This is a genomic window from Microbulbifer agarilyticus, from assembly GCF_020171345.1.
GTDB lineage: Bacteria > Pseudomonadota > Gammaproteobacteria > Pseudomonadales > Cellvibrionaceae > Microbulbifer > Microbulbifer agarilyticus_D.
The window spans coordinates 184,012-198,440 of the sequence record NZ_JAIUZM010000005.1; the positions used below are offsets into that span (position 1 = coordinate 184,012).

9 protein-coding genes are annotated in these 14,429 nt (G+C 55.9%); 6 read left to right on the top strand and 3 right to left on the bottom strand.

Annotated features, from left to right (window positions below; genetic code table 11):
* Positions 1-86 precede the first annotated feature (86 nt).
* From rpoC to tuf, 5 genes are all read left to right on the top strand, one after another.
* The gene (rpoC, locus tag LCM31_RS15570; RefSeq protein WP_224871613.1) at positions 87-4,316 is read left to right on the top strand and encodes a DNA-directed RNA polymerase subunit beta'; all 4,230 of its coding nucleotides are present in this window, start codon (positions 87-89) and stop codon (positions 4,314-4,316) included.
* Positions 4,317-4,576: 260 nt separating this feature from the next.
* Entirely contained in the window at positions 4,577-4,951 is a 375-nt protein-coding gene (gene rpsL, locus LCM31_RS15575) for a 30S ribosomal protein S12 (RefSeq protein ID WP_010130332.1), read from the top strand.
* Between the two features lie 128 nt (positions 4,952-5,079).
* Positions 5,080-5,550: a 30S ribosomal protein S7 gene (rpsG, locus tag LCM31_RS15580; protein ID WP_222232490.1), complete on the top strand. Its 471-nt coding sequence runs from the start codon at positions 5,080-5,082 to the stop codon at positions 5,548-5,550.
* A 120-nt stretch (positions 5,551-5,670) separates the two neighbouring features.
* Complete coding sequence (gene fusA / locus LCM31_RS15585; RefSeq protein WP_224871615.1) at positions 5,671-7,779, top strand: elongation factor G; 2,109 nt, start codon at positions 5,671-5,673, stop codon at positions 7,777-7,779.
* A 42-nt stretch (positions 7,780-7,821) separates the two neighbouring features.
* A complete protein-coding gene (gene tuf, locus LCM31_RS15590) occupies positions 7,822-9,015 on the top strand; it encodes an elongation factor Tu (protein WP_222232482.1) in 1,194 nt (397 codons plus the stop codon).
* 82 nt (positions 9,016-9,097) lie between these two features.
* Here the strand turns inward: tuf and LCM31_RS15595 are convergent, their stop codons facing one another.
* The 3 genes from LCM31_RS15595 to LCM31_RS15605 form a co-directional block, all read right to left on the bottom strand.
* A complete protein-coding gene (locus LCM31_RS15595; RefSeq protein ID WP_224871617.1) occupies positions 9,098-9,574 on the bottom strand; it encodes an aminoacyl-tRNA deacylase in 477 nt (158 codons plus the stop codon).
* A 161-nt stretch (positions 9,575-9,735) separates the two neighbouring features.
* Positions 9,736-12,474, bottom strand: coding sequence for a serine/threonine-protein kinase (locus LCM31_RS15600; protein WP_224871619.1), 2,739 nt, complete (start codon positions 12,472-12,474; stop codon positions 9,736-9,738).
* 7 nt (positions 12,475-12,481) lie between these two features.
* The gene (locus tag LCM31_RS15605) at positions 12,482-13,015 is read right to left on the bottom strand and encodes an ECF-type sigma factor (RefSeq protein ID WP_224871621.1); all 534 of its coding nucleotides are present in this window, start codon (positions 13,013-13,015) and stop codon (positions 12,482-12,484) included.
* Between the two features lie 600 nt (positions 13,016-13,615).
* Here LCM31_RS15605 and LCM31_RS15610 point away from each other — a divergent pair.
* Positions 13,616-14,368, top strand: a complete 753-nt coding sequence (locus LCM31_RS15610) for a SapC family protein (RefSeq protein WP_224871623.1) — start codon at positions 13,616-13,618, stop codon at positions 14,366-14,368.
* Positions 14,369-14,429: the final 61 nt, after the last annotated feature.

Below are 14,429 nucleotides of genomic sequence, written 5' to 3' on the forward strand. Positions count from 1 at the left end.
GGCGGCCCGCAGCAATGGCCACCACCGGCCCTCCCGGCCCCAGAGGCAGTTGGCCGGGAAGACTACCCCCTAGTGGAGGAAAGACCTTGAAAGATTTGTTAAACCTGGTGAAAGCCCAGGATCAGCTCGAAGAATTTGACGCTATCCGTATCGGTCTGGCATCCCCGGACACGATTCGCTCCTGGTCCTACGGTGAAGTGAAAAAGCCGGAGACCATCAACTACCGTACGTTCAAGCCAGAGCGTGAAGGTCTGTTCTGTGCCAAGATTTTTGGCCCGGTAAAGGACTACGAGTGTCTGTGCGGCAAGTACAAGCGCATGAAGCACCGCGGCATCATCTGTGAGAAGTGCGGTGTTGAAGTAACCAAGGCGAAAGTACGCCGTGAGCGTATGGGCCACATCGAGCTGGCCAGCCCGGTTGCGCACATCTGGTTCCTGAAGTCCCTGCCGTCCCGTATCGGCCTGCTGCTGGACATGACCCTGCGCGACATCGAGCGTGTACTGTACTTCGAATCTTACGTTGTGACCGATCCGGGTATGACTACCCTGGAGCGCGGCCAGCTGCTGAACGACGAGCAGTACTTCGAAGCGATGGAAGAGTTCGCCGATGAGTTCGAAGCAAAAATGGGTGCGGAAGCCATTCAGGAGCTGATGAACGACATCGACCTGCCTCAGGAAATCCAGCGCCTGCGCGAAGAGATTCCGGCAACCAACTCTGAAACCAAGATCAAGAAGCTGTCCAAGCGCCTCAAGCTGCTGGAAGCCTTCTACAAGTCCGGCAACAAGCCGGAGTGGATGATCATGCAGGCTCTGCCGGTTCTGCCGCCGGATCTGCGCCCGTTGGTACCGCTGGACGGTGGCCGCTTCGCGACCTCCGACCTGAACGACCTGTACCGTCGCGTGATCAACCGTAACAACCGTCTGAAGCGTCTGCTCGAGCTGAACGCGCCGGACATCATCGTGCGCAACGAAAAGCGTATGCTGCAGGAGTCTGTGGACGCACTGCTGGATAACGGCCGTCGCGGCCGCGCCATTACTGGCTCCAACAAGCGCCCGCTGAAGTCTCTGGCAGACATGATTAAAGGTAAGCAGGGTCGTTTCCGTCAGAACCTGCTCGGTAAGCGTGTGGATTACTCCGGTCGTTCCGTGATCGTGGTAGGTCCGACCCTGCGTCTGCACCAGTGTGGTCTGCCGAAGAAGATGGCCCTTGAGCTGTTCAAGCCGTTTATTTTCGGCAAACTGGAAGCCCGCGGCCTGGCAACCACCATTAAAGCGGCCAAGAAAATGGTCGAGCGCGAAGAAGCGGTGGTATGGGACATTCTCGACGAAGTGATTCGCGAGCACCCGGTACTGCTGAACCGTGCACCGACTCTGCACCGTCTGGGTATCCAGGCATTTGAGCCGGTACTGATTGAAGGTAAGGCAATTCAGCTGCACCCGCTGGTGTGTGCGGCGTACAACGCCGACTTCGACGGTGACCAGATGGCGGTACACGTACCGCTGACCATTGAAGCGCAGCTGGAATCCCGCGCGCTGATGATGTCGACCAACAACATCCTGTCGCCGGCAAACGGTGAGCCGATCATCGTACCGTCTCAGGACGTGGTACTGGGTCTGTACTGGATGACCCGTGAGCGTGTAAACGATAAAGGTGAAGGCATGTCCTTCTCCGATATCAAGGAAGTGAGCCGCGCCTTCTACGCCAAGCAGGCCGGCCTGCAGGCGAAGATCAAGGTGCGTATCGACGAGGCTGTAATCGGTGAAGACGGCGAAAAGCACGTAACCCGTACCGTGTACGACACCACTGTTGGCCGCGCGCTGTTGTGGAACATCGTACCGGAAGGCCTGCCCTTCGAGCTGGTTAACCAGCCAATGAAGAAGAAGGCGATCTCCCGCGTACTGAACGAGTGTTACCGTAAGGTGGGTCTGAAAGCGACGGTTATCTTTGCTGACCAGCTGATGTACACCGGTTTCGACTTCTCCACCAAGTCCGGTTCCTCCATTGGTGTGAACGACTTCGAGATCCCGGCAGCCAAGGCTGACCTGATTGCGTCTGCAGAGGCGGAAGTAAAAGAGATCGAAAGCCAGTTTGCCTCCGGTCTTGTGACTGCGGGTGAGAAATACAACAAGGTCATCGACGTCTGGTCCCGTACCAACGACAAGGTGACCCAGGCGATGATGGCCGGCATCAAGAAAGAGCCGGTGGTGGATCGCGAGGGTAATGACACCGAGCAGGACTCCTTCAACTCCGTATACATGTACGCCGACTCCGGCGCACGGGGTTCTGAAGCGCAGATTCGTCAGCTGGCCGGTATGCGTGGCCTGATGGCGCGTCCAGATGGCTCGATTATCGAAAACGCCATTACCGCGAATTTCCGTGAAGGTTTGAGCGTACTGCAGTACTTCATCTCGACCCACGGTGCTCGTAAAGGTTTGGCGGATACCGCACTGAAAACCGCGAACTCCGGTTACCTGACCCGTCGTCTGGTAGACGTGGCGCAGGACGTGGTAATTACCGAAATCGACTGTGGTACCGACGAAGGTCTGACCATGACCCCGGTGATCGAGGGTGGTGACGTGATCGAATCCCTGGGTGACCGTATCCTGGGACGAGTGGTTGCGCGCGACGTAGCCAAGCCTGGCAGCGAAGAAATCGCGGTTCCGGCCGGCACCATGATCGATGAAGCCTGGGTAGAGCGTATCGAAGGCATGGGTATCGATGAGGTTATGGTGCGTTCCGCCATCACTTGTGCCACCGCGCACGGTATCTGTGCCCAGTGTTACGGCCGTGACCTGGCGCGCGGTCACCGCGCGAACCCGGGTGAGTCTGTGGGCGTTGTCGCCGCACAGTCCATTGGTGAGCCGGGTACCCAGCTGACCATGCGTACCTTCCACATCGGTGGTGCGGCAAGCCGTGCTTCTGCAGCGGATAGCATCCAGGTGAAACAGGCCGGTACTGTGCGCTTGCACAACCTGAAGACCGTGAAAACCGAAGCGGGTAACTTGGTTGCGGTTTCTCGTTCCGGTGAGCTGGCGGTTGCCGACCCCGCTGGTCGTGAGCGTGAGCGCTACAAGCTGCCTTACGGTGCGATCATCAGCGTTGACGAAGGTTCCAGCATCGACGGTGGTCAGATCGTGGCCAAGTGGGATCCGCATACCCACCCGATCATCACCGAGGTTGCGGGTTGGGTGAAGCTGTCCGGCATGGAAGACGGTCTGTCTATTCGCAAGCAGACTGACGAAATCACGGGCCTGTCCTCCATCGAAGTGATCGATCCGGCTGAGCGCCCGGCGGCGGGTAAAGACCTGCGTCCGGCTGTGACTCTGGTGGACGAGAATGGCGAAGAGTTGACTCTGGCGAACTCCAACGCGCCGGCGCACTACGCACTGCCGCCGCGCGCAATCCTGAGCCTGAAGGACAGCGACAAGGTGAACGTTGGTGATGTAATCGCACGTATTCCACAAGAATCCGGCGGTACCAAGGACATCACCGGTGGTCTGCCGCGCGTTGCTGACCTGTTCGAAGCGCGTAAGCCGAAAGAGCCGTCCATCCTGGCGGAAATCTCCGGTACCGTTTCTTTCGGTAAAGAGACCAAAGGCAAGGTTCGTCTGCAGATTACCCCGCAGGACGGCAAGCCGCTGGCCAACGGCAAGGATCACTACGAAGTACTGATTCCGAAGCATCGCCAGCTGACCGTATTTGAAGGTGAAACCGTAGCGAAGGGTGAGGTGATCTCCGATGGCCCGTCCAACCCGCACGACATTCTGCGCCTGAAGGGCGTGGAAGAGTTGGCGCGCTACATTACCAATGAGATCCAGGAGGTTTACCGCCTCCAGGGTGTAGGCATTAACGACAAGCACATTGAAACCATTGTGCGTCAGATGCTGCGTAAGGTTGAGATCCTTGAGATGGGTGACTCCGAGTTCATCAAGGGCGACCAGGTGGAATACCAGCGCGTGGTAGAAGAGAACGAGCGTCTGCGTGCCGAAGGCAAGCAACCGGCTCAGTACGAGCGCCTGCTGCTGGGTATCACCAAAGCGTCTCTGGCGACCGAGTCCTTCCTGTCAGCGGCCTCCTTCCAGGAGACCACCCGCGTACTGACCGAAGCAGCGGTAACCGGTAAGGGCGATAACCTGCGCGGCCTGAAAGAAAACGTGGTAGTGGGTCGTCTGATCCCGGCCGGTACCGGTCTCGCCTACCACGCCGAGCGCAAGCGCAAGCGCACCCAGCAGCAGACCCAAGGCTTCGCCGAAGGTCCTTCTGCTGAAGAGGTGGAAGCGGCGCTGACCGAAGCCCTGAAATCTTCCGGGGAATAAGGTCAACGAAACGGAGTAGTCTGACTGGAAGGTTCTGTCTATACGGCGTTTTCCAGTCAGTTCCGGATCGAAATCACCAAGCGATGTAAGTGTTTACTTCGCTTGGTGGTTGACTCGGGGATGCGGCGTTTATAGAATGCGGCCCCCGCTAATGGGGTGCGATTGCCTGACGGACTTCAGGTTCGCCGGTATATCGCGCACTGACGATAGGCCCTCACTGCTGTAACTGGTGGGGGCGTTTTATTTTGGAGTGATTTTTAATGGCAACGATCAACCAGTTGGTTCGTAAGCCGAGAAAACGCAAAGTTGAAAAAAGCGACGTGCCTGCACTGCAAGCTTGCCCGCAGCGCCGTGGAGTTTGTACTCGTGTGTATACCACTACACCGAAGAAGCCGAACTCCGCACTGCGTAAAGTTTGTCGTGTGCGCCTGACCAACGGTTTCGAAGTAACTTCGTACATCGGCGGTGAAGGCCACAACCTGCAGGAGCACAGCGTGGTACTGATTCGCGGCGGTCGTGTAAAAGACTTGCCGGGTGTGCGCTACCACACTGTACGCGGTGCACTTGACTGTGCCGGCGTAAACGATCGCAAGCAGGGCCGTTCTAAGTACGGTGCCAAGCGTCCTAAGGGATAATCCCCCAAGGTCAATTTGCGTTTCGGTTTAACGAATAACCGGAGTAAGGCTGAGCTCGCCGATTTGTAGAAGCTAGTTATTAGCGAATGCGGCGGCATCTCAGAGTAACCCTGAAGAGAGGCAATTCCATGCCAAGAAGACGAGTAGTCGCCAAGCGCGAAGTACTGCCCGATCCCAAGTTTGGGAACGTGACTCTGGCCAAGTTCATGAACCATGTCATGATCTCTGGTAAGAAGTCTGTGGCAGAGAGCATCGTATACGGTGCTCTGGATCTGGTTTCAGAAAAGCTGAATAAAGATCCGATTGAAATTTTTGAAGAGTCCCTGGAAAACATCGCCCCGATGGTGGAAGTAAAATCCCGTCGTGTTGGTGGTGCTACCTACCAGGTACCGGTAGAAGTGCGTCCTGCACGTCGTACCGCGCTGGCAATGCGCTGGCTGGTAGATTTCTCCCGTAAGCGCGGTGAGAAGTCTATGGCCCAGCGTCTGGCCAATGAAATGATCGACGCAGCCCAGAACAAGGGCGGTGCGGTCAAGAAGCGTGAAGACGTGCACCGTATGGCGGAAGCCAACAAAGCGTTCTCTCACTATCGTTTCTAAGATAGTGTCGCTTCTAAGTCTGATGAATATTTACATCGGCAATTAAAACCGAAAGGCAGCACGGCCAGTTTTTAAACACCCGGCCTGGCTGCCTTTTGCCGTTATATCGAGGATACAACTGTGGCACGTAAAACGCCTATCGAACGCTATCGTAATATCGGTATCTGCGCCCACGTAGACGCCGGTAAAACCACGACTACCGAGCGCGTACTGTTCTACACCGGTCTGTCCCACAAAATTGGTGAGGTGCACGAAGGCGCCGCAACCATGGACTGGATGGAGCAGGAACAAGAGCGCGGTATCACCATTACTTCTGCAGCAACCACCTGTTTCTGGGCTGGTATGCAGCAGCAGTTTCCGCAGCATCGCGTAAACATCATCGACACCCCGGGACACGTTGACTTCACCATTGAAGTAGAACGCTCCCTGCGTGTTCTCGATGGCGCGGTCGTTGTACTGTGCGGCTCTTCAGGCGTTCAGCCTCAGACCGAAACCGTATGGCGCCAGGCGAACAAGTACGAAGTACCGCGCATGGTATTCGTAAACAAGATGGACCGTGCCGGTGCGGACTTCCGCAAGGTTGTGGGCCAGCTGAAAGATCGCCTGAATGCGAACGCTGTACCTCTGCAAATGACCATTGGCTCTGAAGACGAGTTCAAAGGCGTTGTAGACCTGATCAAAATGAAAGCCATCCTGTGGAACGAAGACGACATGGGCATGACTTTCGAATACGGCGACATCCCGGCGGATATGCAGGACGAGTGCGAAGAAATGCGCGAGTTCCTGGTTGAAGCGGCTGCGGAAGCGACCGAAGAACTGATGGAAAAGTACCTGGAAGAAGGTGAGCTGACCGAAGAAGAGATCAAGTCAGCGATCCGTCAGCGTACCCTGGCTAACGAAATCGTACCGGTTCTGGGCGGCTCTGCGTTCAAGAACAAGGGCGTACAGGCCATGCTGGACGCGGTTATCGAGTTCCTGCCTGCCCCGAACCAGGTTAAGGCGATCGAAGGTACTCTGCTCGACGCGGCTGAAACTGTTGAAACCCGTGAAGCTGACGACAATGCACCGTTTGCTGCACTGGCGTTCAAAATCGCGACCGACCCCTTCGTTGGTACTCTGACCTTCTTCCGTGTGTACTCCGGTAAGCTGGAAAGCGGCACCGCGGTATACAACTCCGTGAAGCAGAAGAAAGAGCGTGTCGGCCGTATGGTACAGATGCACTCCAACGACCGTCAGGAAATCAAAGAAGTACTGGCAGGTGACATCGCCGCGGCCATCGGCCTGAAAGATGTGACCACTGGTGACACCCTGTGTTCTGAGGACGCCAAGATCGTCCTCGAGCGTATGGAGTTCCCGGAGCCGGTAATCTCCGTAGCGGTAGAGCCGAAGTCCAAGCCGGACCAGGAAAAAATGGGCATCGCACTGGGCAAGCTGGCTCAGGAAGACCCGTCTTTCCGCGTCAAGACCGACGAAGAGACTGGCCAGACCATCATCTCCGGTATGGGTGAGCTGCACCTGGACATCATCGTTGACCGCATGCGTCGTGAGTTCAACGTTGAAGCCAACATCGGTAAGCCTCAGGTTGCCTACCGTGAAACCATCCGCAACACCTCTGAGATCGAAGGCAAGTTCGTTCGTCAGTCCGGTGGTCGCGGTCAGTACGGTCACGTTTGGGTGAAATTCGAGCCGGCAGAGGACGAGTCCGCTGAAGGTCTGGAATTCGTCAACGAGATCGTTGGTGGTGTGGTACCGAAGGAATATATCCCGGCAGTAAACAAGGGTATTGAAGAGCAGATGCAGAACGGTGTTCTGGCTGGCTACCCGCTGCTGGGCCTGAAGGCTACCCTGTATGACGGCTCTTTCCACGATGTGGACTCCAACGAAATGGCGTTCAAGATCGCGGGCTCCATGGCTACCAAGAAGCTGGCAGACGTGGGCGGTGCTGTACTGCTCGAGCCGGTGATGAAGGTAGAAGTGGTTACCCCGGAAGAGAACATGGGTGACGTAGTAGGCGACCTGAACCGTCGTCGCGGCCTGATCCAGGGCATGGACGAAAATGCGTCCGGTAAAGTTGTAAACGCGGAAGTGCCGCTGGCCGAAATGTTCGGTTACGCCACCGACCTGCGTTCTGCTACCCAGGGCCGTGCTACTTACACCATGGAATTCCTGAAGTACGCGGAAGCGCCGAAAAACGTCGCTGACGAAATCATTGCAAAGAACAAAGCTTAAGCTTTAGTCCCTTTAAAACTTTTTAGTTAGAGGATCCTGAAAATGGGAAAAGAAAAGTTTGAACGTTCCAAGCCCCACGTAAACGTGGGCACCATCGGTCACGTTGACCACGGTAAAACCACTCTGACTGCTGCACTGACTCGCGTATGTGCAGAAGTATGGGGCGGCGACGCTGTTGCTTTCGACGGTATCGACAACGCTCCGGAAGAGCGTGAGCGTGGTATCACCATCGCAACCTCTCACGTTGAATACGAGTCCCCGACCCGTCACTACGCACACGTAGATTGCCCGGGACACGCCGACTACGTTAAGAACATGATCACCGGTGCTGCTCAGATGGACGGCGCTATCCTGGTATGTTCCGCAGCTGACGGCCCCATGCCGCAGACTCGTGAGCACATCCTGCTGTCTCGTCAGGTAGGTGTACCGTACATCGTGGTATTCCTGAACAAAGCCGACATGGTTGACGACGAAGAGCTGCTGGAACTGGTTGAGATGGAAGTTCGTGAACTTCTGGACCAGTACGAGTTCCCGGGTGACGACACCCCGATCATCGTTGGTTCCGCTCTGATGGCGCTGAACGGCGAAGACGACAACGAAATGGGTACCACCGCTGTTAAGAAGCTGGTTGAAACCCTGGACGAGTACATTCCGGAGCCGGAGCGTGCGGTAGACCAGCCGTTCCTGATGCCGATCGAAGACGTATTCTCCATCTCCGGTCGTGGTACCGTAGTTACCGGTCGTGTTGAGCGTGGTGTTATCAACACTGGTGACGAGATCGAGATCGTTGGTATCAAAGAAACCACCACTACTACCTGTACTGGTGTAGAAATGTTCCGCAAGCTGCTGGACGAAGGCCGCGCTGGTGAGAACATTGGTGCGCTGCTGCGTGGTACCAAGCGTGACGAAGTTGAGCGTGGTCAGGTTCTGGCTAAGCCGGGCTCCATCACCCCGCACACCAAGTTCGAAGCAGAAGTGTACGTACTGTCCAAGGACGAAGGTGGTCGTCACACCCCGTTCTTCAAAGGCTACCGTCCGCAGTTCTACTTCCGTACCACCGACGTAACTGGTGCGTGTGAACTGCCAGAAGGTACCGAGATGGTAATGCCAGGCGATAACGTTCAGATGACCGTTACCCTGATTGCACCGATCGCAATGGAAGATGGTCTGCGCTTCGCGATCCGCGAAGGTGGCCGTACCGTTGGTGCTGGCGTTGTAGCTAAGATCATCGAGTAATATTTACTCTCGATCGAAAGCAAAAAAGCCGTGGCAGAAATGCCGCGGCTTTTTTTTGCCTCTCGGTTGTTGTCCCTTTCGGTTACCACCAATCCCGGCTTAGATTGCAATGGCGACTGGTCGCCATAAGACGGTCGAAATCCTCTCCGTCCAGTGCCACCAGCGATTCATGATCGCCGGATTCCAGATAGATTGTATCGCGACTGTCCAGTCCAGTATCAACCAGCGTCGTCAGTCCGTATGCCTGACCCAGTGGTGGCAGAGCGCCGAGTTCACAGTCGCTGAAGATGTTGCTGAATTCTGACTCGCTCACCATTTCCAGCTGATTGCGCCCCGTTTCATCGCGCACTGCGCGCATATCCAAGCCGCTGCTTGCGGGTATGACCACCATTACCATGCCCTGGTCGTCCTTTAGCAGGATCGCCTTTGCCACCCGGTCTTCACGAACATCCGCTTTGTGCGCGCTTTCACGGCTGGTCGCGCTGTGTTCATGGGGGATCACCCGGTAGTGGACGGAATGGTTATCAAGGTATCGACTGACAGTGGGTGCCATGGTCATGACGTATCCCTCCTGTTTAATGTTTGAATGCCTCTACTGACAGTTTAGTTTCCCGCCGCCGGTCTTAAAGGGACATGTCCATCGTTGTATATGTCTATCCGTGATATGAGCGGCGTTCTTGAACTGACAGAGGGGGTGGTCGTGTACCGGATAAACACGAATCAGGCAGATTTGGTGAGCTGCTCTAACAATTGTCGATGGCGGGCGATGATCGGCGCATCCTCGGGGAAAATACTTTCGTAGGTTTCTATTAGTCGTTTACAGATTTCTATCGCTTTTGACTTGTCGTTTTGTGCAAGGGCAATGTGCATTTCTGTTTCATCGTTTTGCAGTACGATGGGGTGGTCATGGCTAAAGGTCTTTAAGTTAATGGTTTGCGACAGCTGATTTAGTTCTCTCGCCTCTTCCAGATTGCCCTCATGCAATGCGATACGCGCAAGACGCAAGTTCCAGCTCGCCACCCCATAGTCATCGGCACCGTATTGCACGATGTTTTCCTGCTTAACCTGGTTGATCAGCTCGATGCCGGCGGTGACATCCCCCGTTATCGCCAGCGCTTCACCGAGATTCGCGCGCGGCAAAAAGGTGGAGTCGGAGTTGTGTGGATAAATCTTGCCAAGTATGTCCACGGCCTTTTCCAGATCGGCGCGTGCCAGTGCAACGTGGCCAAGATGAAAGTTGAAGTAGCCGCGATGGTGGAAAAGTTCCGCAGTGGTTTCCAGCTCGCGCACCTCGCCGGCTAGGAAAGGGTTCAGTACCTCAGCAGCCCCTTGAAAGTCACCCAGGCGGCCCAGTAGTCGCGCATAAGTGATCGCGCTGTGCCGAAAGATTTTATTTTCGGTGCTGAAAATTTTACCGCTCACCTGATAGGCCCGCTGCGCGAGCTCACGGGCTTCCTGCCAGCGCCCAACACGCATATAGCTCCGCGCGACAAAACGATAACTATTGAGCGTGTCCGGGTGGGACTCCCCCAATAGTTTTATGCGTTCAGCAAGTACTGCGGATTCGGTTTCCGCGGCCATGGGGAAATCTGGTTTATTGAAGTAGGCGTTAGACAGGCTGTGGTTGTTAGCCAAGCCCAGAGCGCCGCCCTGGTCGGGCATTTGCTGCCAGATATCCTTGGCCGCGTTCAGTACTTCGATGGCGTCATCCGGTGAACCAACACGGGAAATCAGCTGTCCCTGCCGGTGCAGCGCCTTTGCCTGCAGGCGCTTGTCGGGATGCTCCCCCAGAAGGGTGAACGCCTCTTCAAGTGCCGCTGCAGCGCCATTCACCGCGCCGGATTCCCGCTGATAGCGCCCGAGGCCGATTAATAGCTCGGCGCGCATATGGGCGGCTTCCGTTGCACTGATACCTGCCGGCAGTAGTGCGGCGGTGTCGAGTTGTTGGAGTGCTTCCTGCTGAAGTGTCGCGGCTTCGTGGTACTTGCCGACGTTGTAATTTAACTGCGCCAGTGATTTCAACAGTTGTGATTTCACGGCGGGGTCATTGTCCAGAGTCTCGCGAATCTTGCGTGCGCCGTCTTCCAGAATCTGGTCGACGTTGACGGTGCGGCTCTGGGCGCGTGCAGGCGACGCCGCTTCAAACATGTCCGTGAGAAGCGCCGTTGTGCGTTCCGCGGTGTACATCTGCCGTTTGATTTCCCGTTGTGCGTCGAGCAGGCTGTCGCGTTCCATACGCAGCTGGTCTGCCAGGTACAAAGAAGCGGCGAGCCCGAGATTAATCGCAAGCACTACAGAGGCGGCGAGGCCGCTGGCGACAGGGTGCCGGGCTACTACGCGGCCCGCGCGGTAAAACAAGCTCGAAGGTGTTGCCTGCACCGGCTCTCGGTTCAGGTAGCGCTCAATATCCCGCTGCAGATCACGGGCGCTGTCGTAGCGTCTGTCTGGCTCCTTGCGCAGCGCCTTACTGACAATATTGTCCAGGTCGCCGCGCAGTGATTTCCGGTCTTGGATTCCCCCGCTCTCCACCCGTATCCGACTGGGTGGTGTTGTCTCCGTATGGCAGATGGCTTCCACCGCCTGCTCCGCACTGTTGTTTCCCAGCCCGTGGGGAGACCGCCCGGTAAGCAGGCAATACAGTAGTGCTCCGAGCCCATACACATCGGTGGCCATGGTGGTGCGTTCACCACGTATCTGTTCCGGGCTGGCATAGGCCAGGGTCATGCCTTGCAGGGCTGTCGCATTGGTGCGGTCCGCCTCTCCTTGCAGGGCTTTGCCAATGCCAAAATCCAATAGCTTTACCTGGCCCTGCTCGTTGACCAGTACATTTTCAGGCTTGATATCCCGGTGAATAATCAGGTGATTGTGGGCATAGCTGACCGCCTTGCAGGCTTCAATAAACAGCTGAAGCCGTGCCTTAAGGGGCAGTTTGTGGGTAAGGCAGTGTTCATGAATCGCCTTGCCCGATACATATTCCATGACCAGATAGGGGCGGTTATCGTCGGTCGCGCCGCCGTCCAGCAGCGTCGCGATATTCGGGTGCTGCAGCTTGGCCAGGATCTGCCGTTCCTGATGGAAGTGCTTTAACTCTTCGGCGCTGGCAAAACTCGGGGCTACCTTGATTGCCACCTGCTGCTCATAGCTGCCATCGGCCCTGCGTGCACGAAACACGATGCCCATTCCGCCGTGGCCAATTTCTTCTTCGATTGCGAACGGGCCCAGCTGCTGCCCGGAGGGGATGCTCTGACTGAGCGTCCGTAATTGCTGGCCGATAATATGCGTCTGCTGTGCACTGACATCGACCGTATCGTGAAACGACAGGAGTCGCTTCACTTCGCACTGTTCTTCAGGGCTGGCCTCCGCCGAGGCGAGTAGCGCATCGCGTTCGCTAACAGGCGCTTCAGCGCAGCGGTCGAACAGGTCTTTAACCGTTTTCAGGCGGATTTTGCGGTTGGACATAACGCATTCAGGCTGGGGTGGGGTGGTGGAGCTCTTGCAGGCGATCAGTCAGGAACGCCCGGGCAAATTTCAATTCGCGCTCAACAGTCGCCACACTAATGTTCAAAATTTCAGCAACTCGGGCCTGGGTGAAGCCGGCGAGGTAATGCAGCTCGGCAATGCTCTCCAGTCGCTCACCAATTTGTGACATTTCGGTCAGTGTTTGGTCGATGGTGAGCAGGCCGAGGTTTACATCGATATCTCCTAGCAGGCTGTCCATCCAGACCGTGCGCATGTGCATTCCATTGCGCTTCTGCGCAGATTTTGCACGGGCGTGGTCCACCAGTAAATGCCGCATGGCTTTGGCTGCGCAGCGATACAGGTGGGTACGGCTTTCAAACTGCGCCGGCGATTCAATCAGGCGCAGACACGCTTCGTGCACCACATCGGTGGTCTGCAGGGTCAGTCCCGCGGACTGGTTCGCCAAGATGCGCCGCGCACAGCGCCGGAGCTCTTCATAAAGCTGCCCGGTCAGTTCGGGTAATTGTTCGTGCTGCGGCATGTGCTGCTGCTCTGATTGGGTTTCCGCTATTACGCCCGTTTTAGATCTTGTGGCAAATATGATCAACAAAAATTTTTAAAAAATTGAGTTCTATTGAGGGAATGCGCCTCGTATTTACGTAACTCTTTCCAAGGATCTTTTTTTACGCGGGTTCGGTACGGGCCGTCGGCTTACTAATTTGCGGGACTCACTGAATGTCAAAACAGTATTTGGTGGCGGGGTTGCTGGGTATCTCGGTTTTTTTGCTGGTGATTCTTAGTGCTCGATCAGAAATAGCCGAGCGTCCAAGAATGTCTGGTGGGCCCGCAGAACCTGTGGCGGTGGGGAGAGACCGCTGAGTGGGATATTGGCCCCTGCTGGGGGCGAACTGGCTACCTTCGTCAATGGCGGAAAAGTGCTGTAAAGGAAGGTGTATATATGTGCCAGTTTTAACCCGACTTAAGTGACATTGCGTCCGTAACGTTGAAAATAATGCTAACCGTGTCACATCAAATTCGTTAAATTGCGCATATTGATCACCCCCTCACTGGTCGCCAGTGGGTAGGAATTAAGAACAGGGATATCTGGTGAGATATCCACAAAGGTTTCGAGATATAACTGATGAGCGAACTGCTGTTTTACCGTAAGCCGGTGGCCCTTAACCGGGAAAATCACCGCAATCTCAAGTTTTCCCCGGGCGACAAGTTCCTATTCTCCCGCGAGATCAATTCGGTCCCACTTACCGGGATTGAATTCTTCGAAGCCAGTCGCGACCTGCCGATTTTCTTCAGCCGCAATGAGTCCGGCCAGTACTTCCCTCTAGCCCTGTTGTCGCTGCGTAACAATCAGCACGCATTGGTTGATGACGATGGCAGCTGGCAAGGCAGCTACGTCCCTGCGTTTATCCGCCGCTACCCATTTGCGATGACCGACAACCAGACGGTCTGTTTCGATGAGGGCTGCGAGCAATTTTCCGAAGAGACTGGAGAACCGCTGTTCAACGAGCAGGGTGAGAACAGCACAACCCTGAATAACGTCCTGCAGTTCCTGACCAACTTCGATAAGTCATACAGGGCAACTCAGGAGTTCACTGCAACCCTTGCCGAGCACCAGCTGTTCAAGTCCTTTGATATGCAGGTTATGGCTGGGGATGGAAAACCCGTGCGCCTGGAAGGCTTGCACGTAGTGGACGAGGCCAAACTGCTGGAAGTTGAGCCTGAGCAGGTGCAGCGCTGGTTCAAGAGTGGCCAGCTGGCCTGGATCTATGCACACCTGCATTCCCTCGGTGCGCTACGTCAGCTCTCCAAGCAGCAGGCGCAGACCAACGCCGTTGCCGAAGCGAAAGAAAAAGCCGAGGCCGGCGCGTTGAATTAATCGCACTCGCTGAAATTTTCAGCAAAGAAACACCTGGTCAGTATTTTGGGTCAGGTTCAAG